Source organism: Polaromonas sp. AET17H-212, assembly GCF_002379085.1.
Taxonomy (GTDB): Bacteria; Pseudomonadota; Gammaproteobacteria; order Burkholderiales; family Burkholderiaceae_C; genus Polaromonas.
Genome location: NZ_NBZW01000019.1, coordinates 14690 through 35939 on the forward strand (window position 1 = coordinate 14690; position 21250 = coordinate 35939).

Below are 21250 nucleotides of genomic sequence, written 5' to 3' on the forward strand. Positions count from 1 at the left end.
TGGCTCAGGCGTCGGCCTTGACGCCGCCGTCCTTGATGATCTTGGCCCACTTGATCTGCTCGGCGCGCATGAAGTCGCCGAACTTCTCGGTCGAGCCGCCGCCATCCTGGGCGCCCGAGGCGGCCAGCTTTTCCATCACGTCGGGCATCAGCATGACCTTGTTGATGTCCTCGTTCATGCGTTTGGCCATGGCCAGCGGCATCTTCGCGGGACCGGCCAGCCCGTACCAGGTGGTGGCCTCGAAGCCCGGGAAGCCCGACTCGGCCATGGTTGGCACGTTGGCGTAGGCGGGCACGCGCTGCTGGCGCGTCTGCGCAAGGGCAATCGCCTTGCCGCTTTTCACATGCGGCGTGGCCGCCGTCATGGTGTCGAAGCTGTACTGGATGTTGCCGCCGATCAGGTCGGTGAGCATGGGGCCCGAGCCTTTGTACGGCACGTGGATGGCCTTGACCTTGGCCGCCAGCATGAACATCTCCAGCGCCAGGTGCTGCGCGCTGCCGGTGCCGGCCGAGCCGAAGCTGATCTTGCCGGGGTTGGCGCGGCACAACTCGACCAGGTCCTTCACGGTCTTGGCCGGCTGGTTCTCGTTGCAGATCAGCAGGTTGGGTGTGACGCCGACCAGCACCACCGGCTGGAAGTCTTTCGCCGCGTCGTAGTTGACCTTCTGCAGCGCCGGCGTGATGGCCTGGCTGTTGATGTGGGCCATCAGCAAGGTGGCGCCGTCGCCGGGTTGCTTGGCCACGTAGTCGGCGGCGATGGTGCCCGAGGCGCCCGCCTTGTTCTCGACGATGACTTGCGTCTTCCACATCTCACCGAGCTTCTGGCCGATGACGCGGGCCAGGATGTCGGTACCACCGCCGGGCGCGAAGCCGACGATGATGCGCACCGGCCCGGTGGGCAGGTTCTGCGCAAGGATCAGCGAGGGAAAGGCCAGGGCCGCGGCGCCGGCGGTCACAAGGGTTCTGCGTTGCATGGTTTGTCTCCAGTGGATAGTTATTGAAATCGTCGAAAGGAAGCGGATGCGCGGGAAAGCAGAAAAGACAGGAAAAGCAAAAGTCAGCAGGAAAGGGAAAACGGTGGTCAGGCCGCCTTGCGCAGCGGCACCACCGCGGCATGGCTGGAAAAATGGTCCATCGCCGCCTGGACACCCGAACCGGCCAGCTTGACGCCGGCGATTTTCAGGCCCATCTCGCAGCCCGACAGTGCGGCCATCAGCGTCAGGTCGTTGCAGTCGCCGAGGTGGCCGATGCGGAACATCTTGCCCTTGACCTTGCCCAGGCCGGTGCCCAGCGAACAGTCAAAACGCTCGTAAATGATCTTGCGCACGGCATCGGCGTCCACGCCTTCGGGCGTCATCACGCCGGTCAGGATCGGTGAATACACTGCCGCATCGGCGCACTGGATCTGCAGGCCCCAGGCCCTGACCGCAGCGCGCACACCCTCGGCCCAGCGCTGGTGGCGCGCGAACACCACGTCCAGGCCATGCTCAAGCAACATGTCGCAGGCCTCGTTCAGACCGTAGAGCAGGTTGGTGTTGGGCGTGGACGGCCAGTAGCCGGTCTTGTTCATCTCGATGATCTCGTCCCAGGCCCAGAAGGCTTTCGGCAGTTTGGCGGTCTTGCTGGCTTCCAGCGCCTTGGTCGACACCGCATTGAAGCTGATGCCGGGCGGCAGCATCAGGCCTTTTTGCGAACCGCTGATGCTGACGTCCACGCCCCACTCGTCGTGTTTGTATTCGGCCGAGGCCAGGCCGGAAATGGTGTCCACCAGCAGCAGCGCGGGGTGTCTGGCGGCGTCGATGGCCTTGCGCACGGCGGCAATGTTGCTGGTCACCCCGGTGGAGGTTTCGTTGTGCACCACACACACGGCCTTGATGCTGTGCTGCGTGTCCGCCTTGAGCCGCTCTTCGATCAGGTCGGCGCGCACGCCGTGGCGCCAGACTTCGGTGCCGGGGTCGGTCATCACCTCGGTTTTCAGGCCAACACGCATGGCCAGCTTTTGCCAGAGGGCGGCAAAGTGGCCGGTTTCGTACATCAGCACGTGGTCGCCGGGGCTCAGGGTGTTGACCAGCGCGGCTTCCCAGGCGCCCGTGCCCGAGGCCGGATAAATGATGACCGGCTGTCGGGTCTGGAAAATCTTCTTGATGTCGGCCAGCACCTTCAGGCCCAGTGCGCCGAACTCGGGGCCGCGGTGGTCGATGGTGGGCAGGCTCATGGCGCGCAAAATGCGGTCCGGCACGGGCGACGGCCCGGGGATTTGCAGGAAGTGGCGGCCGGTGGGGTGAAAGTCAAGCGTCAGCATATTTCGGGGGCTCCATGAATAACCACCATTTTTTGCATACAAAATTCATTTGTCAACCGATTTATCCCTATATTTGAATTTAGCGCGCTTTTTTTTGCATACAATATTTACCCATGACTGCTGACATCCTTGCGATCCCACGTGCCGCCCTGCATGAGCAGGTGGCGCATCGCTTGCGCCAGATGCTGGTTGAAAACCGCATCCCACCGGGCGCCAAGCTCAACGAGCGCGCGCTCGCGGAAGAGCTCAACGTGTCACGCACGCCGCTGCGCGAAGCCATCAAGATGCTGGCCGCGGAAGGGCTGGTGGAGCTGCTGCCCAATCGCGGCGCGATTGCGGTGGAATTGACCGAAGACGACGTGCTCCACACCTTTGAAGTCATGGCCGGGCTGGAAGCGCAGTCGGGCGAGCTGGCCGCCCAGCGCATCACCGATGCCGAGCTCGCCGAGATCAAGGCCATGCATTACGAGATGATGGCCGCCTACACCCGCCGCGACCTGCCCGCTTATTACCGGCTCAATGCCGCGATTCACGCGGCCATCAATGCCGCGGCCAAAAACCCGGTGCTCACGGCCACCTACAAGCAAGTCAATGCGCGCCTGCAGGCCCTGCGTTTTCGCTCCAACCAGGACGGCGACAAATGGCGCGCGGCCGTGAAGGAACATGAACTGATGGTTGAAGCGCTCAGCGCACGCGACCCGGTCGCCATGCGCGCGGTGCTGGCCAGCCACCTGGGCAACAAGCTCAGCGTGGTCATCGAACAGTTGCGCGCGGCCCAATCGGCACGCCAGACGCCTGCCAAGGCATGAAAGCCCCATGAACGCCCCCTTGCCCCTGAAAGTCACGCAGGAAACTGCGACTCACGCTTACGATAACGTCGCCCGCATCAGCAATGAAGTGGCCGGCCGGCTGGCCGCCCGGCTCGCCAGTGACACCCGTGGCGAAGTTCTTTTTTCCGCCGCAGACCGCGGCCGCTACGCCACCGATGCGTCGATCTACCAGGTGATGCCGGTCGGCGTGTTTGTGCCGCGCAGTGCGCCTGACGTCAAGGCCGCGCTCGACATTTGCCGCGACATGGGTGTGCCCATCGTGCCGCGCGGCGGCGGCACCAGCCAGTGTGGCCAGACCGTGGGCGCCGGGCTGGTCATCGACCATGCGAAACACATACGCAACATCATCGATGTGGATGTGGACAAGCGCACCGCCGAGGTCGAGCCCGGCATCGTGCTGGACCACCTGAACGCCGCGCTGAAAAAGCATGGCCTCTGGTACCCGGTCGACGTCTCCACCAGCGCGCAGGCCACGCTGGGCGGCATGGCCGGCAACAACTCCTGCGGCAGCCGCAGCATCGCCTACGGCAACATGGTGCACAACGTGCTGGGCGCGCAGGCCTGGACCTCGGGTAGCCAGTTGCTGCAGCTGGGGCCCTATGCCGCCAGCAGCGGCAACGCTCGTGAACTGGGCAATTACATTCGTTCGCTGGCCGAGGAACTGCACCCGGCCATCAAGCGGATGTGGCCCAAGGTCATGCGCCGCGTCGGCGGCTACAACCTGGACATCTTCGACCCCCAGAGCGAGCGCCCCTACACCGCCGACGGTTCGGTCAACCTAGCGCACCTCCTGGTAGGCAGCGAGGGTACGCTGGCGCTGACAAAATCACTGACGCTGCAACTGGCCGAACTGCCCAAGGCCAAGGTGCTGGGTGTGGTCAATTTCCCGACCTTTTACCGCGCCATGGACGCAGCCCAGCACATCGTCAAACTCGGTGACGGCAGCCTGACGGCCGTCGAGCTGGTGGACCGCACCATGATCGAGCTGTCGCTGCAGAACCCGGCCTTTGCGCCCACCATTCGCAGCGCGCTGATCGGCCAGCCCGCCGCCATTTTGCTGGTCGAGTTTTCGGGCGCGAGCAAGGCCGACCTGCTACCCCACCTCAAGCGCCTGGGCGAGCTGATGGGCGATCTGCTGCTGCCCGATTCGGTGGTCGAGATGGTGGATGACGCGCCGCAGAAGAACCTGTGGGAGGTGCGCAAAGCCGGCCTGAACATCATGATGAGCCTCAAGGGCGACGGCAAGCCGGTGAGTTTTATCGAGGACTGCGCCGTGCCGCTGGAACACCTGGCCGAATACACCGACGCGCTCACCGAGGTTTTTCGCAAATACGGCAGCAAGGGCACCTGGTACGCCCATGCCTCGGTCGGCACGCTGCATGTGCGGCCCATCCTCGACATGCGGCGCGAGGGCGCGCCCAAGATGCGCGCGATTGCCGAGGAAGCGTCCGAGCTGGTGCGCAAGTTCAAGGGCGCCTACAGCGGCGAACACGGCGACGGCCTGTGCCGCGGCGAGTGGATCCAGTGGCAGTTCGGCCCGCAGATCAACGCGGCGTTTGCGGCCATCAAGCAGACCATGGACCCGATCAACCTGCTGAGCCCGGGCCGCATGGTCAACCCGCCGAAGATGGACGACACGCGGCTGATGCGTTTTGCGCCCGGCTACAAGGTCATCCCCATCCAGACCGCACTCGACTGGCGCGCCTGGGACGTGCAGAACGACCCGGTCACCGAGCTGACCAGCGCACCGGGCAGCGGCGGCGACCCGGCCCAGGGGTTTGCCAAGGCCGTGGAGATGTGCAACAACAACGGCCACTGCCGCAAGTTTGACGCCGGCACCATGTGCCCCAGCTACCGCGTCACGCGCGACGAACAACACCTGACACGCGGCCGCGCCAACACCCTGCGCCTGGCCCTGTCGGGGCAACTCGGGGGCATGCATGCCGCCGACGCGTTCACCAGCGACATAGTCAAGGATGCGCTGGACCTGTGCGTGGGCTGCAAGGGCTGCAAGCGCGACTGCCCGACCGGCGTGGACATGGCCAAGATGAAGGTGGAGTTTTTGCACCACTACAAGGCAAAACACGGCTACACGCTGAAAGACAAGCTGGTCGCGCGCCTGCCCGACTACGCGCACTGGGCCAGCCGCCTGGCACCACTGCTGAACCTGCGCGACAAAATTCCCGGCCTGGCCGCACTCAGCGAGAGGTTCACCGGTTTTTCAGCCAAACGCAGCTTGCCGCAGTGGAAGACGCGCACCTTTTTCAACCACCCCCCGGTCAGCGCCACGCGCGAGGAGGTGCTGGCCGCCAGCAAGCCAGTGGTGCTGTTTGTCGACACCTTCAATGGCCACTTCGAGTCGGACAATGCGGCTTCAGCATTAAAAGTGCTGCAAGCCGCGGGCTACACGGCGCATGTAGCTATCAAAAACGTAGCAGACGGAAAGCACCTGTGCTGTGGCCGGACCTACCTGGCCAGCGGCATGGTCGATGCTGCGAAGGCCAAGGCCAGCGAACTGGTGGACGCCCTGCTGCCCTTCGCCGAGCGCGGCATCGCCATTGTCGGGCTGGAGCCGTCCTGCCTGCTGACGATGCGCGACGAGATGCTGGTGATGGGCCTGGGTGAAGCGGCTCACACCATTGCCGGCCAGGCCCTGCTGTTCGAGGAATTTCTGGCGCGCGAGGCCGCAGCCGGCCTGCTCGACCCGCTGAAAGCCAGGCTGCAGCCGGTGGAGCAGGCCATCTTGCTGCACGGCCACTGCCACCAGAAGGCGTTCGGCGCGGTCAGCCCGATTCTCGAGGTGCTCAGGCTGATCCCCGGTGCCAAGCCCGAGCTGATCGAGTCCAGCTGCTGCGGCATGGCCGGCAGCTTCGGCTACGAGACCAGCCATTACGAGGTGTCCATGCAGATGGCCGAACTGAGCCTGCTGCCCGCCGTGCGCCAGCAACCCGACGCCATCGTGGTCGCCGACGGCACCAGTTGCCGGCACCAGATCCGCGACGGTGCGCAGCGCGAAGCCATTCACGTGGCGGTGCTGATGGCGCAGCAGTTGCGGGCCTGACGCCAGATTCAGGGGGCATGGCTCCGCCGGAGTAAAGTGGCGGCGATGCACACCCCGGACATCCTGACCCTCACCATGAACCCGGCCCTGGACGTGTCAACGTCCACCGACAAGGTCATGGACACGCACAAGCTGCGCTGCGCCGCCGCGCAATACCACCCCGGTGGCGGCGGCATCAATGTGGCCCGCGTCCTGCAGCGACTCGGCAGCAACTGCCTGGCGCTGTACCCGGGCGGCGGCATGAACGGGCAAAGGCTGCGCCAGTTGCTGGACCAGGAGCAGGTGCGCAGCCAGTGCCTGCCGATCGGCGGCGAGACGCGCGAGAGTTTTCATGTCCACGAAACGGCCAGCGGGCGGGACTTCCGCTTTGTCCTGCCCGGACCGACCCTGAGCGCGTCCGAGTGGCAGGCCTGCCTCGATGTTGTCAGCGCCCTGGCGGTGCCACCGTCCTGGCTGGTGGCCAGCGGCAGCCTGCCGCCCGGCGTGCCAGCTGACTTCTATGCGCAGCTCACGCGGCTGGCACGCACGCGCGGCTGCCGCGTGGTACTGGACAGCTCGGGCCCGGCGCTGGCGGCGGCGCTGGCGGAAGGCGTGCACCTGATCAAGCCCAGCCTGCGCGAGCTGCGTGAGCTGACCGGCCTGCCGCTGGACACCGATGCACAGCGGCTGGCCGTGGCCCGCAGCATCATCTCGGCCGGACAGGCGCAGATCGTGGCGCTGTCGCTCGGCGAGGACGGCGCCCTGCTCGTCACCGCCGACCAGGCGCTGCGGGCCAGCGCCGTTCCGGTCCAGGTCGAAAGCACCATAGGCGCGGGCGACAGCTTTGTCGGCGGTCTGGTCTGGGCGCTGAGCCGGCAGACCGACTTGGCGCAGGCCTTCCGCTACGCCATGGGCGCCGCCACGGCTGCCCTGCTGACGGCGGGTACCGCGCTATGCCAGGCCGCCGATGTGGAACGCCTTGCCAGGCAAGTGATCGTTACACCGGCCGGCGCTTGATCTGGCGCAAGGCGGCTGAGCCGACCGGCGTCTACCGTATGCGGAAAGCAAGCCACAGGAGACGGTGCGCGCGACGGTGCGCGCGTCCGGGATATGACAACACCTTACATACGCTGGTTTTCGGAGCTGGGCATCGCCGATGTTCCCTTGGTGGGCGGCAAGAATGCCTCACTCGGCGAAATGGTGCGCGAACTCGGCGCGCAAGGCGTGCGGGTGCCCAACGGGTTTGCCGTGACGGCGCAGGCCTACCGCTACCTGCTCGATCAGGCAGGCGCCTGGCCCGGTCTGCATGAGGCGCTCGACGGCCTGGATGTCAAGAATGTCGATGACCTGGCGCGGCGCGCGGCGCGCGCACGCGAGATCATTCAGGCCGCCCCGCTGCCCGCGGACCTGGTCGCCGAAATTGCCGCGGCGTATGCGCGCCTGCAAGCCGAGTACGGCGATACCCTGACACTGGCCGTGCGCAGCTCGGCCACGGCCGAAGACCTGCCCGATGCGTCGTTTGCCGGCCAGCATGAGACATTTCTGAACGTCTCGGGCCTGACGCGCCTGCTCGACGCGGTTCACCAGTGTTTTGCCAGCCTGTACAAGGACCGGGCCATCGCTTACCGGGTCGAACATGGCATCGATCACTTCAAGGTCCTGCAGTCGGTGGGCGTGATGAAGATGGTGCGTTCGGATTGCGGGGCCAGCGGCGTGATCTTCACCCTGGACACCGAGACCGGTTTTCCCGACGTCGTGTTCATCACCGGCGCCTGGGGCCTGGGCGAGAACGTGGTCCAGGGCACGGTCGACCCGGATGAGTTCTACGTGTTCAAGCCCACGCTGAAGCAGGGCCATCGCGCGGTGCTCAGGCGCAAGCTCGGCAGCAAGGAAATCCGCATGGTGTATGCCAAGGCCGCCGGCCGCGAGACCACGCGCAACATGCCAACGCCACCGGAGGATCAGGCGCGTTTTTGCATCAGCGACGACGACGTTCTGGAGCTGGCCGATGCCTCCATCCGCATTGAGGCGCACTACAGCCGCAAGTCGGGCCGCCCGACGCCCATGGACATTGAATGGGCCAGGGACGGCATCGACGGAAAACTCTACATCGTCCAGGCCCGGCCCGAAACCGTGGCCTCGCGCAAGCCGCTCGGCACGGTGGACACCTGGCGGCTGGACGCCAGGGGCAAGCTCTGCATCAGCGGCCGCGCCGTGGGCGGCGCGATCGCGACGGGGCGGGCGCGCGTGATCAACGATATCAGCGAACTCAACCAGTTCCAGCCCGGCGAGGTGCTGGTGGCGGACACCACCATGCCTGACTGGGGCACGGTGCTGAAGATCGCGTCTGCCGTCGTGACCAACCGCGGCGGGCGCACCTGCCATGCGGCCATCGTGGCACGCGAGATGGGCATTCCGGCCGTGGTCGGCTGCGGCCATGCCACCACCGCCATCCGCACCGGCGACGAGATCACGGTGTCCTGCGCCGAAGGCAGCCAGGGCCGGGTCTACGCGGGCCTGTTGCCGTTCACGAAGCGCAGCATCGACGTGGCCGGCCTGGCGCGGCCGCAGACACACCTGATGGTCAACATCGCCAACCCCGACACGGCCTTCCAGACTGCGCTGCTGCCCAACGACGGCGTGGGCCTGGCACGCATGGAGTTCATCGTTGCCGAACACATACGCGCGCATCCGATGGCGCTGGTACACCCGGAGAAAGTCGAAGACGCAGCGGTGCGCGAGGAGATCGCCCGCCTCACGCGGTCATACGCCAGGCCGGCCGACTACTTCGTGCGCCAGCTGTCCGAAGGTGTGGCCACCATCGCCGCGGCCTTCTATCCCAAGCCGGTGATCGTGCGCATGTCCGACTTCAAGACCAACGAATACGCCAGCCTGCTCGGCGGGCGCTGGTTCGAGCCGGATGAGGCCAACCCCATGATCGGTTTTCGCGGCGCCTCGCGCTACGCACACCCGGCCTATGCCGAGGGTTTCGCGCTCGAGTGCGCGGCGATGAAACGCGTGCGCGACGAGATGGGCCTGGTCAACGTCAAGCTGATGATTCCGTTTTGCCGCCGTGTCGAGGAAGGCGAACGCGTGCTGCAGGCCATGGCGACGCACGGGCTGACGCGCGGTGTCAATGGCCTGGAGGTCTACGTGATGTGCGAGATCCCCAACAACGTGATCCAGATCGATGCCTTTGCCCGCCTGTTCGACGGCTTCTCCATCGGCTCCAACGACCTGACCCAGCTGGTGCTGGGCGTGGACCGCGACTCGGACATCGTGGCCTTCGACTTCGACGAACGCGACCCCGGCGTCAAGGAGATGATCCGCCAGACCATAGAGGGCGCGCACCGCAACCAGCGCCACGTGGGCATTTGCGGCCAGGCACCCTCGGACTATCCCGAGATCGCGCAATACCTGGTGGAGCTCGGCATCGACGCCATGAGTGTCACGCCCGATACGTTGCTGAAAATCACGGTCGACGTGCTGGCCGTGGAAGCGCGGCTGGGGCGTGCGCCGCGCCGCGCAGCGCAGCCCTCTGCCACACCGCCCGAAACAACCGCACCCACCGCACCAACCACGGCTACCAGGAGACTGTCATGAGCCAGACCATCGCATCCTTGATGAACCGCGAAGTGACCCAGGTGGGTCCGGACGACACGCTGCAGGCCGTCGAGGCGAAGCTGGTCGCCAAAGGCCTGTCGTGGGTGCCGGTGGTCGACGCCAGCGGCGTGGTGATGGGCGTGATCAGCAGCGCCGACCTGTTGCGGGCGCATGCCGAGGGAAAAACCGCCCCCAAGGTCAGCGCGTGGCAGCTGTGCACCTACAAGCCGGTCACCGTGCACCCGGACGCCACACTCGCTGAGGTGGCCAGGCTGATGACCGAGGGCAACATCCACCACGTGGTGGTGGCCGAGGGCCCGAACCTCAAGGGCGTGGTCTCCTCACTCGACTTCGTGCGGACTTTTGTTGTTTAGGGTCATGCTTGCTGGCCTGCGGATTCTGCCGGCAAAGTAAAGAAAAAACAGGTCCCTTTTTCGGGGGAGGATTCAGCCCATATCCGGCCACCGTGACGCCTGATAACGCGGCGCACCGTGGCCAACCCGATGCCGGTTCCGGGAAACTCCGAGACCCCATGCAGGCGCTGGAAGGGCTCGAAAAGCTTGTCCCCATAAGCCATATCGAATCCGGCACCGTTGTCGCGCACAAAAAATACCTGCTCTCCTGCGGCGTCGCTGGTCTGGCCGACCTTGATCTCGGCCGGCGCCCGTTGCGCGCTGAACTTCCAGGCGTTGCCCAACAGATTTTCCATCACCACCCGGAGCAGGCGCTCATCACCATGGGCCATCAGGCCACTCTCAATGTGAAGCGTCACCTGTCGCTCGGGCTCGAACGCCTGCCGGGCGTCCAGGCTGTTTCGCGCCAGCATCGACAGGTCGACCGGCTCGCTGCGAAGCTGCACGCGCAACATCTGCGAGAGCGACAGCAGGCCTTCAATCAACTGCCCCATCTGCACGGCGCCGGCCTGAATACGCGACAGGTAGTGCTGAGCCTTCTCATCTGCAAGCTTGCCAACCTGTTTCGCCAGTAAATGGCTAAAGCCATGAATGGTGTTGAGCGGCGAACGCAAATCGTGCGAAACCGAATAGGAGAAGGCTTCAAGCTCCTGATTCGAAAATTTCAACTTGTTTTCAATCCCCTTGATTTCAGTGATGTCCTGCAGTGCACCCACGAGCCGTACCACCTTGCCGTCCTGCAACAGCGCGCGACCCTGTGTGCGGACCCAGATACGCCGCCCTCTTGCGGTCACCAGGGGAAGCTCGAGGTCCCAGGGTTCGCCCTGGTCAAGCGCCGCCATGAAGGCCGCCCTGATCGCAGGCTGTGCCTCCGGCGCGTAAAAGTCTGCCATTTTTTCCAGCGCCAGGTCTGTCGGTGCATCCATCTCGCAGATGCGGTAAATCTCTTCAGACAAATAAGGCGACATGGTCTCCGCGTCCACTTCCCACCCGCCTACCCTGGCCAACGCGCCGGTGCGCTTCAACAGTTCGGCGCTGCTGGCCGTGGCCAGTTCTGCGAGCTTGTGGACCGTGATCTCCTGGATCATCCCGGTTCGGCGCTTGCGCTGCGTGCCCGCGTCGTCGCCATCGGCCTGGCCAAGCAGATGAATCCAGCGCACCTCGCCCTCAGACGGGACAACCCGGAACTCGATGTCCATGGCCAGGCCAGCCTGAACGGCCGCGTTGCATGCTGCCTCGAAAACAGCGCGGTCAGCCGGATGAATCAGCCGGAGAAACCCGTCATAGCTGCTGTCGAAAACGCTGCGATCGACACCGAGCACGTCGCAGGATTCGTCACACCACCACATCAGGCCGGTCGTGCGGTCGGCCTGGTAATAGCCAATGCGACCGATGTGCTGCGCCTTCAGCAGCCTGCGCTGGCTCTCCTGCAAACGCGCGAGGTTTTCAGCCTGTTCGCGCGCCAGCCGCTCCATTTCGGAGATATCGCGCACGATCGCCGTAAAAAGCTTGCCCTCTGAAGTGTCGAAATAGGAGATGGACACCTCCAGGGGAAACTCCTCCCCGTTCGCTCGCAGCCCGTAGACGACACTGCGCCCGCCCATGCGGCGGGACGTCACGCCCGTGCTGCCAAAGCGTTTGATCTGCTCGGCGTGGCTTGGGCGAAAACGTCCGGGAACCAGTTTCTCGAGGGGTTGCAGCAGGACAGCGTGCCGGGGCCAGCCGAATATTTCCTCGGCCGCACGGTTGTACAAAACAATTCTTTGCTGCTCATCGACCGTGACGATGGCGTCCATGGCCGAGTTCAGCACGCCCGCCAGCAGTGCGGCCGCGTTGGCCGGATCACTGCCCCAGGAGTCAGGGTTGTCGATGGGTAATTTCATGCTCATGGTTGCCGGAACAACCATTGCGACAAGGGCTTGGGCCGGATCTCGCAGACCCGGCTTCCGCGCCGAGCGATACAGCCCTGGGCTTCAAACAAGGCCAGCGCACGCGCCACCGATTCGCGGGTCGTGCCCAGCAGCTGCGCCAGCGCGGCGTGCGTCGGCAGTGGCACGGTCGGACCGTGGTGAACCTCCGTCAGCAGGAGCAGGCTATGGGCAACCCGTCCTGTTATCTGGGGACGGCTGGTGGCCTGCGTCCATCCGGCGATTGTTCCAAAAGCAAGGCTGCAGGCTCCGCCGACCTGATCCCAGATCTTCTGGTCACTGCGCGCCAGGCAGGCCAGCGCTTCCGTTGATATTTCACAATACCGACCGCTGCTCAGCGCAACGCTTCCCAGCTGGTTCGGTTGTCCGAAGTAACTGCAAAGACCAACGACCGCGCCGCGTCCCAAAATGGCGACTGGATCGCTATGTCCGCCGGGGCTGCTGCGGCCCAGATACACGCTGCCGACCTTCACGACCCTCAGGTGAGGCACATGCTCGCCTTCCCGCGCCAGTACGTCGCCCTTCCTGAAGCTGTGTTCTTTGATCAGTCCTCCGCCATCGACTGAATCTTTCAGGGACAGGCCTCGCAGGACACAAAACTCGTGCGAAGCACAGTGACCGCATTTGCCAGCCGGCACTGAGCCGGCATTGGCACCTCCCAAGACTTGACCAACCGACCCACCGGGTTGAACTTTTTCGCCACTGATTTCCACAGATCTCGTCCGATCAAAAATCTATATTTTTTGCCAACCCCCTTAAATAAGTGTACTCAGGTTGCCATGATGGGCATCGACTCAATTACCGGCAAGATTGCGTGTTTCATCACTAAATTAACAATTAGTGACGGGCTTCGTCACTAAATGAACATTGAGTGAGATAGCTCAAAATCGCCTGCGTCCGGAACGGCTATGCGAGGGCGATGTCAAGGCGCGCTCCGGCAAGAAACCGTCAACCGGCCAGCTGCAGGCAACAGACAACAGGCAGCGCCGATACCTTGATTGCGGCACCCCCTCTTGTTTTCCCCACCCAATGAATTGGAGTCTCCCCTTCAAAAACCTGGACCCGCGTCCTCAATGCCAGCGGCTTTCAGTCCCAGTAAACCGCGGGCCCAGCCCGCAATGACCCCTCAGGGCATTCAGGCCGGCTGCTTGTGCGGCCGCGCCCGCTGGTAGCCAACCTCCCACCAGCCCGGAAACAGCTCGCGCACCTGGGCCAGCGCATAGCGGTCGTCAATCAGGTAGACCACGCCGTGGTCGGACTCGGTGCGGATCACCCGGCCCGCGGCCTGCACCACCTTTTGCAGGCCCGGGTACAGGTAGGTGTAGTCGTAACCCTTGCCGAAACTGGCCTCCATGCGCTGCTTGATCTGCTCGTTGACCGGGTTGATCTGCGGCAGGCCCAGGGTGGCGATAAAGGCGCCGATCATGCGTTTGCCCGGCAGGTCGATGCCCTCGGCAAACGCGCCGCCGAGCACGGCAAAACCGATGCCGCGCGAAACTGGCGTAAAGCGCTCGAGAAAGCCGCGCTTGGCGCTTTCCTCCATGCCGCGCGACTGCTCCCAGACCGGAATCGCCGGGTAACGCGCCTTGAACAGTTCGGCCAGTTGCTGCAGGTAGTCGAAGCTGCTGACAAAACTCAGGTAGTTGCCGGGCGCCGCCGCGTATTGCCGGGCCATCAGGTCGACCATGGGTGACAGCGAATGCCCGCGATGCTGGAAACGCGTGGACACATCGTCCACCACCTGCACCGAGAGCTGCTCGGCCCGGAACGGCGAGGCCACATCGATCCAGGCGGTGTCCTCGGGCAGGCCCAGCATGTCGCTGTAGTAGTGCGCCGGGCTCAGCGTCGCCGAGAACAGCGCCGCCGAACGTGCCGCCGCAAACCGCTGCGACAGAAAACCCGCCGGCACGACGTTTCGCAGGCACAAGACGGCGCCGCCCCCGCTGCCCGCGGCCTCGGTGATGTCGAACAGCGAATGCGTATCGAGCAGCTCGGCCATGCGCGAGAAATGCAGCACCTCGAAGAAAAAATCCTGCAGCCTGCCGTCGATGCCGGCCGGGTGATCGGCCAGGTGGTCCAGGATGGCGCTGGCCGTCTGCTGCAGCGCGCCACGAAAGGCCTGCGGCACCTCGTCGTACACCTGGTAAGCCTCGGCCTGGTCCTGGTGCAGCTCAGACCAGCTGCGCTGGAGGCGGTCCAGCACACGTTTGATGGCCACCGGCGCACCCTGCCGCGCCAGCGCCAGGCGGACCGGGTCCAGCTCGGCCGAATACATCTTGCGCGCGCGCTCGACCAGGTTGTGCGCCTCGTCGACCAGCACGCTGACGCGCCACTGGTTGGCCAGCGTCTGCGCGTACAGCATGGCGTTGATATCGAAGTAGTAGTTGTAGTCGCCGATGACCACATCGCTCCAGTGCAGCAGGTCCTGGCCGAGGTAATACGGGCAGACCCCGTGCACCAGCGCCACCTCGCGCAGCGCGCCCTGGTCGAGCGGGCCGGCCACGGCCACCGCGGCACGCCGCGCGGCCGGCAGGCGGTCGTAAAAACCCCGGGCCAGCGGGCAGGCGTCGCCGTGGCAGGCTTTGTCCGGGTGTTCACAGGCCTTGCCCTTGGCCACCAGTTCCAGCACACGCAGCGGCAGCGCCGGCGCGCTGCGCTGGATGCGGGCCACGGCGTCCAGCGCCAGCTGGCGGCCCGGCGTCTTGGCCGCGAGGAAAAACACCTTGTCGAGCTGCTGCGTCGGGCAGGCCTTGAGCAGCGGAAACAGCGTGCCCACGGTTTTGCCAATGCCGGTGGGCGCCTGCGCCATCAGGCAGCGGCCGCTGCTGGCCGACTTGTAGACCGCTTCGGCGAGGTCGCGCTGGCCGGGGCGAAAATGCTCGTGCGGAAATGCCAGGGTCTGCAACGCCTCGTTGCGCGCGGCGCGGTGGGCCATCTCCTGGCGGGCCCAGTCGAGGAAATGGTTGCATTGTTCTTCAAAAAAAACTTCCAGCTCGGCGGCGCTGAAGGCTTCGGTCAGCAGGGTTTCGTCCTGCGTGGCGATGTTGAAATACACCAGCGCCAACTTGACCTGGGACAAGCCTTCTTTCTGGCAAAGCAGGTGGCCGTAGACCTTGAGCTGTGCCCAGTGCAGATGGCGGTGGTTGGCGCGCATGGCCTCCAGGTCGCCGCGAAAGGTCTTGACCTCTTCGAGCTGGCCGAGTTCGGGGTCGTAGCCGTCGGCGCGGCCGCGCACCAGCAAGTCCTTGTAGACCCCGCTCAGGCTGACTTCGGTCTGGTAGTGTGCCGGCCGGCGCATCGCCACCATGCGGTGGCCCGCCATGCCTTCGAGGGCCGACGGTGAGGGCGTGAAGCGCACATCGAGGTCGCCGAGCTTGGCCGTGAATTCACACAGCGCACGCACGGCGACAACGTAGGGCTTGTCCTGGTCGATGGCGGTCGTCATGGAAGGCGGTCTGGGTCGGGTTGCAAGGGGGGGCTGTATGAATAACCAGTATTGTAGCCAGCACCCGCAAGGATGGCGCCGCGGTCAGGTGGCGCCCTGCAGGCACGCCTTCGGGACCTACTTCGAGTTCCAGAACTTCTGCATCTCGACAAAAAGAAAGGACGCCGTCCAGGTGATCAGCACCAGGCCGGTCAAGGACTCGATGCCCGTCAGGAAGCGCAGGTCACCGGTGGGCTGGATGTCGCCGAAACCCAGCGTGGTGAAGGTCGTGAAGGAAAAATACACGCAGTCCATCAGGCTGCCATCGAAGTTTCCCGTCAGACGGCCCCAGGCCTTGGCGTGGTGCATGAAATAGTAGGCGGAGGCAAACACCCAGACCTCCACCGCGTGGGCCAGCAGCGCGCCGCCGACGCCCAGCAGGATGCGCAGGCGGTGCCGGATCTTCACCCGGGCCAGCAGCAGGGTCAGCCGCAGCAGGCACTCGTAGTGAATGATCACAGCGATGGACACGACGGCAATATTGGCCAGCACCACAGTGAACACGGTTACCCTTCGAATGCTTGTTGAAAAACGCGGAAGCCTTCATGCCGCCGGAGCGCGAAAGGCGGTGCACCGCAACTATAAGCCCGCCCCGCGGCCCGTCAGGCAGCGCGCCCGGGCGCGGGTGCGATCAGCGCGTCCAGCACCCCAGCTTCGAAATGCCGCCCGATGTAGTCGGCCAGGCCCTCAAACACCGACTCCAGCGTCGGCGTGCTGGCCCCGAACAGCGCATGCAACACGGCCGGGTCCTCAAACAGGCCGTGCAGGTAGACGCCCAGCACATTGCCGCTGCCGTTTTGCCAGGCCAGCCCGTCGGGCAGCACGGCGTGCGCCACATCGCCGGCCGCGGCCATGGCGCTGTGCGGCGCGGTCTGCCCGTGGTGGATTTCGTAGCCCTGCACCTCCACGCCGGACAAGGCCGACCACGGGCCGCCGACCGATGCAAAACGCGCCTGCCGGTGCTGCACGGTTTTGCCGGTTTCAAACAGCGTGACCACCGGCAGCAGCCCCAGGCCCGGCCCGTTGCCGTCGATGCCGTGCGGATCGATCAGCGCTTCGCCCAGCATCTGCAGACCGCCGCAAATGCCGAGCACCGCCCCGCCGCGTCCGGCGTGTGCGGCAATCGCGCCGTCCAGCCCCTGCGCGCGCAGCCAGGCCAGGTCGCCGCTCGTGTGTTTGGAGCCGGGCAGGATGATCCAGTCGGCAGGCAGCAGACCCGCCAGCTCGCCCGGGCTGCGCACCCACTTCAGGTGGATGCCGGGCACATTCTTGAGCGGCTGGAATTCGTCAAGGTTGCTGATGCGCGGGTAGGCAATCACCGCCACCGTTCGGGTCACCGCCCCCGAGGCCTTGCTGCGATCATCAAAAACACCGTCTTCCTCGGGAAGGCCGTGTTGCCACCACATCGGCAGGGTCGCCACCGTGGGCACGCCGGTCAGGTCCTGCAGCATCTGCGGGCCGGGGGCGAGCAGGCCGGCGTCGCCGCGGAACTTGTTGAGCACAAACCCCCTGATCAGCCGGCGTTCCGCTTCGTCGAGCATGGCCCAGGTGCCGTAGAGGTGCGCAAAGGCGCCGCCGCGGTCGATGTCGGTGACCAGCAGGCAGGCCGCGTTGGCGTGTTGCGCGACGCGCATGTTGACGATGTCGCTGTCCTTGAGATTGATCTCGGCCGGCGAGCCCGCGCCTTCGATCACGACGACGTCGTTTTCTTCCAGCAGTTCGTCGAGGGCCTGCGCAATCACCGGCCAGACCGAGGCGCTGCGGCCGCGCCAGGCCATGCGCGAGAGTTCGGCGTTGACCTGGCCCATCAGGATCACCTGGCTGTGTGTGTCTTTCTCGGGCTTGAGCAGCAGCGGGTTCATGCGCACCTCGGGCACGGCGCGTGCGGCGAGCGCCTGGAAGTATTGCGCGCTGCCGATTTCACCCTGGGTGACCACCCTGGCGTTGTTGCTCATGTTCTGCGCCTTGAAGGGCGCGACCTTGAGGCCCTGGTTGGCGTAGTAGCGGCACAGCGCGGTGGTCAGCCAGCTTTTGCCGGCGCCGCTGGTGGTGCCCAGAACCATCACGCTTTTGGCGCTCATGTTGCTTTCCTGATGATGTGTTGCCACGCATTGTGCAATGCGCCCTGTGCCGCCGGCGCCAGCACCCCCAGCCGCACCTGCCCCGGCAAACCGAAGGACGTGGTGTCGCGCAGCTTGATGCCCTGCCCGCGCAGTTCGGCCAGCAGCTGCGGCAGGTTCATGCCGTGCGGCAGCAGCGGCCGCGCGCAGAAAAAATTGGCGGCACTGGGCAGGCAGGTCCAGCCCATCGCTTCACACAGCGCGATCTGCCGCGCTTTCCATTCGCGCAGCGTGGCCAGGCTGGCGACCAGCCAGGCTTGCACCTCGGGCGTGGTCCAGGTTTGCAGCATGGCCACGCCATGCGCGCCGACCGGCCACGACGGCGCCAGTTTGTCGAGCTGCACCACCGCATCGCCGGCATCGGGTGGCGCAATCACATAGGCGGCGCGCACGCCGGTCAGGCCCAGCGCCTTGTTTGGTGTCCAGAGTTGCCAGAAATTTTGCAGCGTCTCTTCAGGCAGCGCGAGGGCACCTTCGAGCCGCAGCGGCTCGTACGCGCGGTCCAGCACACACAGCGCCCTCGGATCAAGGAGTTCCCCGAGAGCGGGCTGCGCCGCCCCCAGCGGACTGGACGGGTCGCAGGCCCAGCACAGTTGCGCCAGCGCCGGCTGCGCCACCACCGGCAGCTTCCACACCTGCGCCGCCTGGGCGTAGTCGCCATAACTGTGTGGCGGCAACCAGACCGCCGTGGCGCCACGCTGCACCGCCAGCGCGGTGATACGGAAGATGAACTCGCTGGCGCTGCCGGCCAGCAGCACACGTTGCGCATCCACCCTGTGGAAGGCGGCGAGCTGCCGGCGCAGGGCAGCATACCCGGCATCGGGATAGCGGCCGGCGTCGGCCTGCTGCACCGCAGCCAGCGCCGCGGGACAGGGTCCACCGGCATGGCTGTTGGTCGAAAAATCATGCAGCGACACGCCAGCGCTGTCGGGGCCACCGTGAACCCGCGTGAAAGCCGGCGCGCCGTGACTCATGGGGTCAGCCCCCAGCCCAGCCCCGTCGCTATCAAAATAATAGCTATCTTCGCAGACAGTACAAGGGTAACCACCGCTTTCGATGCATAACGCTGGGCCAAGGCGGTGTCGGCAGGCAGCGGTGGCCGTCCCGCCGCGTTGAGCGTGTAGATGCCAGGCTTGCGCAAGCTGACCCCGAGGGCCAGGGCCATGGCCGCCATCGGCCAGCCGCTGTTGGGCGACGGGGTTTTGGCCGCTTCCCGGCACAGCGCAGCGGTCGGCAGGCCGTGCGCCACCAGCGCCAGCAGCCAGGCCGTCAGGCGCGCCGGCAACCAAGACAACAGGTCGTCGGCACGCGCCGCCCACTTGCCGGCCCACTCCCAGTGCTGGCCGCGGTGCATGCCGCGGTAGCCCCACATCGCATCGGCGGTGTTGGCGAAACGGTAGATGGCGGCGCCGGGCAGGCCGAAAAGAACAAACCAGAAAATGGGCGCCACCACCGAGTCGTTGAGGTTTTCGGCGAGGGATTCGATCGCACTTTCGCGCACCTCGCTTTCGCTGAGCAGCGCGGTGTCGCGGCTGACCAGCCAGGACAGGCGCTCGCGCCCGGCCACCAGCGACTGCTGCAGCGCGGCCTCGACCGCGCCGGCTTCGTCGTGCAGCATGCGCCAGGAAAACAGGGTCTTTAGCACCCAGCCCATCAACAGCAGCACCAACAAGGCGAGCAGCGCTGTCTGCGGGCCGGGCGCTGCGACCAGGCGGGCGACCTGCGCAAAGGCCAGCACCTGCAGCCCCCCGGCCAGTGCACCCACCACCACCACGCCCAGCCACCAGGCCAGGGCGCCGGACACAAAGGCCGGCGCCGGCGGCAAGGAAGAAACAATACGTCCGCACGCCTCGAGGTAACGCCCCATGGCCACCACCGGGTGCCAGGTGGCACGCGGCTCGCCCCAGCGCCAGTCGATGGCCAGCGCCAGTCCCAGGGCGAGCAGCAGGCCGCTGGCCAGCGCGACCAGGGCCATCACATCCTGCAAGAGGGGGAACAAGACCAGCAACATCAGCCAGCGGAGTCGAAGATGCCGGGAAATCGTAGCGAGCAGCCCAAGGTCGCGCTGAGGACCGGAGCCGTACAAGCGTACGGTGCGGACCGCAAGTGCGAGATTGGGTTGCGCAGTGGATTGACGGGCATCTTCAGTCTTCGATGCCGCGCTGCGCGGGAATACCGGCCTTGAAGGCATGCTTGACCAAGGTCATCTCGGTCACGGTGTCGGCCAGTTCGATGATTTCGGGCGGGCAACGGCGGCCGGTGATGACCACATGCACGTCTTGCGGCCGGTCCCTGAGCGTCTGCAGCACATCGTCGAGCGGCATCCAGCCGTAGATCAGCGGGTAGGTCAGCTCGTCGAGCACCACCATGAAGTTGTCGCCGCTCAAAATCGCGGCCTTGGCTTTTTCCCAGCCCATACGTGCCAGCTGGGCCGAGTGCTCCAGGTCCTGGCTTTTCCAGCTGAAGCCGTCGCCCAGGCCTTCGATCGGAATGCCCAGTTGCTCGAACATGCGGTGCTCGCCGAAACGCGCACTCGGCACCTTCATGAACTGGAAAATCTTCACGGCCTTGCCGTGCACATGGTGGCGGCCGTGCGCGCGCAGTGCCAGGCCAAACGCCGCCGTGCTTTTGCCCTTGCCGTCGCCGGTGTTGACGATGATCAGGCCGCGGCGTTCGCCCTCGGGTTTGTCGTAAGGCTTGTCGGTCGGGGGAGTTTCGATGTGCATGGACGGTCTTCTCTTGGTTATAGCTTCGGCACAGCCAGCCACTGGCCGGCCAGCGGGTGCACGGCGATGCGGTGGTCGAACACCGTCTCGAGCGCGCGGTGGGTGGCCGCGTCGCCGCAAGCCCCCTGGTGAACGATGCGGCCCTGGTCCATGAGCACCAGCTCATCGGCCTGCAGCGCAAACGAAATTTCATGCAGCACGCTGACGACGGTTTTGCCTTCGGCCACCAGGGAACGCACCATCAGCAGCCAGTCGGTCTGGTGCGGCGGGTCGAGGTTGGCCAGCGGTTCGTCCATCAGCAGCACCTGCGCCTCCACCGCCAGCGCACGCGCGAGCAACACGCGCTGGCGCTCGCCGCCCGAGAGCTGGCCGAGGGCGCGCGCGCGCCAGTCCCAGGCCTGCGTGGCGCGCAGCGCGCGTTCGACGGCGGCATGGTCGGCGGCGCTGGGCGCGGCCAGCCAGGCCTGGTGCGGCAGGCGGCCCAGCATGGCCACGTCGTAAGCCGTCAGGTCATCGGCCGAACTTTCGTTCTGGCCCAGCCAGGACAGCTGCTGCGCACGCTGGCGCCCGCGCAGGCTGGCCAGCGGCTGGCCCAGCAAGGCCACCGCGCCGTGGTGCGGCAACAGGCCCGCCAGCACCTTGAGCAGGGTGGACTTGCCGGCGCCGTTGGGGCCGACGATGCTGGTCCAGCGCGCGGCCGGCAGCGCCAGCGAGATGTCGTGCAGGACCTCGACATTTCCGAGACTGGCCCTGATGGAACGGGCGTCAATAGCTGCTGAATCCACAACAACTGAAACGGCGTCTG

The 21250-nt window shown here is 65.5% G+C and carries 16 protein-coding genes; 5 read left to right on the forward strand and 11 right to left on the reverse strand.

Going from position 1 to position 21250, the window contains the following annotated elements:
- Positions 1-4: 4 nt before the first annotated feature.
- The gene (locus tag B7G53_RS14835) at positions 5-973 is read right to left on the reverse strand and encodes a Bug family tripartite tricarboxylate transporter substrate binding protein (protein ID WP_096669029.1); all 969 of its coding nucleotides are present in this window, start codon (positions 971-973) and stop codon (positions 5-7) included.
- A 107-nt stretch (positions 974-1080) separates the two neighbouring features.
- Entirely contained in the window at positions 1081-2301 is a 1221-nt protein-coding gene (locus B7G53_RS14840; protein WP_096669031.1) for a pyridoxal-phosphate-dependent aminotransferase family protein, read from the reverse strand.
- A 113-nt stretch (positions 2302-2414) separates the two neighbouring features.
- Here B7G53_RS14840 and B7G53_RS14845 point away from each other — a divergent pair, with 113 nt between their 5' ends.
- The 5 genes from B7G53_RS14845 (at position 2415) to B7G53_RS14865 (ending at position 10148) form a co-directional block, all read left to right on the forward strand.
- Positions 2415-3110 carry a GntR family transcriptional regulator gene (locus B7G53_RS14845; RefSeq protein WP_096669033.1) on the forward strand — a complete coding sequence of 232 codons (696 nt, stop codon included), beginning with the start codon at positions 2415-2417 and terminating at the stop codon, positions 3108-3110.
- A gap of 7 nt (positions 3111-3117) precedes the next feature.
- On the forward strand, positions 3118-6192 hold the full coding sequence (locus B7G53_RS14850; protein WP_096669035.1) for an FAD-binding and (Fe-S)-binding domain-containing protein: 3075 nt from the start codon (positions 3118-3120) through the stop codon (positions 6190-6192).
- A gap of 45 nt (positions 6193-6237) precedes the next feature.
- Positions 6238-7188 (forward strand): 1-phosphofructokinase family hexose kinase, encoded by a 951-nt coding sequence (locus tag B7G53_RS14855; RefSeq protein ID WP_096669037.1) that lies wholly within the window; start codon positions 6238-6240, stop codon positions 7186-7188.
- A gap of 93 nt (positions 7189-7281) precedes the next feature.
- Complete coding sequence (ppsA, locus tag B7G53_RS14860) at positions 7282-9774, forward strand: phosphoenolpyruvate synthase (RefSeq protein ID WP_096669039.1); 2493 nt, start codon at positions 7282-7284, stop codon at positions 9772-9774.
- Positions 9771-10148 (forward strand): CBS domain-containing protein, encoded by a 378-nt coding sequence (locus B7G53_RS14865; RefSeq protein WP_096669041.1) that lies wholly within the window; start codon positions 9771-9773, stop codon positions 10146-10148. The genes ppsA and B7G53_RS14865 overlap by 4 nt, the downstream gene beginning before the upstream one ends.
- A 2-nt stretch (positions 10149-10150) precedes the next feature.
- Here B7G53_RS14865 and B7G53_RS14870 read toward each other — a convergent pair whose 3' ends face one another.
- From B7G53_RS14870 to B7G53_RS14910, 9 genes are all read right to left on the reverse strand, one after another.
- Complete coding sequence (locus tag B7G53_RS14870; protein ID WP_217992621.1) at positions 10151-12070, reverse strand: PAS domain S-box protein; 1920 nt, start codon at positions 12068-12070, stop codon at positions 10151-10153.
- Positions 12071-12072: 2 nt separating this feature from the next.
- Positions 12073-12828, reverse strand: a complete 756-nt coding sequence (locus B7G53_RS14875; RefSeq protein WP_096669045.1) for a Crp/Fnr family transcriptional regulator — start codon at positions 12826-12828, stop codon at positions 12073-12075.
- Positions 12829-13250: 422 nt separating this feature from the next.
- Positions 13251-15560: an ATP-dependent DNA helicase gene (locus B7G53_RS14880; protein ID WP_096669048.1), complete on the reverse strand. Its 2310-nt coding sequence runs from the start codon at positions 15558-15560 to the stop codon at positions 13251-13253.
- A gap of 117 nt (positions 15561-15677) precedes the next feature.
- Positions 15678-16103 carry a potassium channel family protein gene (locus B7G53_RS14885; protein WP_096669050.1) on the reverse strand — a complete coding sequence of 142 codons (426 nt, stop codon included), beginning with the start codon at positions 16101-16103 and terminating at the stop codon, positions 15678-15680.
- A gap of 98 nt (positions 16104-16201) precedes the next feature.
- Positions 16202-17680, reverse strand: a complete 1479-nt coding sequence (locus B7G53_RS14890; protein WP_096669052.1) for a cobyric acid synthase — start codon at positions 17678-17680, stop codon at positions 16202-16204.
- Positions 17677-18693: an aminotransferase class I/II-fold pyridoxal phosphate-dependent enzyme gene (locus B7G53_RS14895; protein ID WP_096669054.1), complete on the reverse strand. Its 1017-nt coding sequence runs from the start codon at positions 18691-18693 to the stop codon at positions 17677-17679. The genes B7G53_RS14890 and B7G53_RS14895 overlap by 4 nt, the downstream gene beginning before the upstream one ends.
- Positions 18690-19694: an adenosylcobinamide-phosphate synthase CbiB gene (cbiB, locus tag B7G53_RS14900; RefSeq protein ID WP_096669161.1), complete on the reverse strand. Its 1005-nt coding sequence runs from the start codon at positions 19692-19694 to the stop codon at positions 18690-18692. Before cbiB ends, B7G53_RS14895 begins: the two co-directional genes overlap by 4 nt.
- A 169-nt stretch (positions 19695-19863) precedes the next feature.
- Positions 19864-20445 (reverse strand): cob(I)yrinic acid a,c-diamide adenosyltransferase, encoded by a 582-nt coding sequence (gene cobO, locus B7G53_RS14905; RefSeq protein ID WP_096669056.1) that lies wholly within the window; start codon positions 20443-20445, stop codon positions 19864-19866.
- Between the two features lie 17 nt (positions 20446-20462).
- On the reverse strand, positions 20463-21230 hold the full coding sequence (locus B7G53_RS14910) for an ABC transporter ATP-binding protein (protein WP_255250024.1): 768 nt from the start codon (positions 21228-21230) through the stop codon (positions 20463-20465).
- Between the last annotated feature and the right edge of the window lie 20 nt (positions 21231-21250).

What these genes read in the sequence shown, in the direction of transcription:
- B7G53_RS14880 (WP_096669048.1), bottom strand. Translation starts at nt 15,560, where the DNA reads ATGACGACCGCCATCGACCAGGACAAGCCCTACGTTGTCGCCGTGCGT.
- B7G53_RS14840 (WP_096669031.1), bottom strand. Translation starts at nt 2,301, where the DNA reads ATGCTGACGCTTGACTTTCACCCCACCGGCCGCCACTTCCTGCAAATC.
- ppsA (WP_096669039.1), top strand. Translation starts at nt 7,282, where the DNA reads ATGACAACACCTTACATACGCTGGTTTTCGGAGCTGGGCATCGCCGAT.
- B7G53_RS14870 (WP_217992621.1), bottom strand. Translation starts at nt 12,070, where the DNA reads ATGAAATTACCCATCGACAACCCTGACTCCTGGGGCAGTGATCCGGCC.
- cbiB (WP_096669161.1), bottom strand. Translation starts at nt 19,694, where the DNA reads ATGGCCCTGGTCGCGCTGGCCAGCGGCCTGCTGCTCGCCCTGGGACTG.
- B7G53_RS14865 (WP_096669041.1), top strand. Translation starts at nt 9,771, where the DNA reads ATGAGCCAGACCATCGCATCCTTGATGAACCGCGAAGTGACCCAGGTG.
- B7G53_RS14845 (WP_096669033.1), top strand. Translation starts at nt 2,415, where the DNA reads ATGACTGCTGACATCCTTGCGATCCCACGTGCCGCCCTGCATGAGCAG.
- B7G53_RS14890 (WP_096669052.1), bottom strand. Translation starts at nt 17,680, where the DNA reads ATGAGCGCCAAAAGCGTGATGGTTCTGGGCACCACCAGCGGCGCCGGC.
- B7G53_RS14855 (WP_096669037.1), top strand. Translation starts at nt 6,238, where the DNA reads ATGCACACCCCGGACATCCTGACCCTCACCATGAACCCGGCCCTGGAC.
- cobO (WP_096669056.1), bottom strand. Translation starts at nt 20,445, where the DNA reads ATGCACATCGAAACTCCCCCGACCGACAAGCCTTACGACAAACCCGAG.
- B7G53_RS14850 (WP_096669035.1), top strand. Translation starts at nt 3,118, where the DNA reads ATGAACGCCCCCTTGCCCCTGAAAGTCACGCAGGAAACTGCGACTCAC.
- B7G53_RS14895 (WP_096669054.1), bottom strand. Translation starts at nt 18,693, where the DNA reads ATGAGTCACGGCGCGCCGGCTTTCACGCGGGTTCACGGTGGCCCCGAC.
- B7G53_RS14835 (WP_096669029.1), bottom strand. Translation starts at nt 973, where the DNA reads ATGCAACGCAGAACCCTTGTGACCGCCGGCGCCGCGGCCCTGGCCTTT.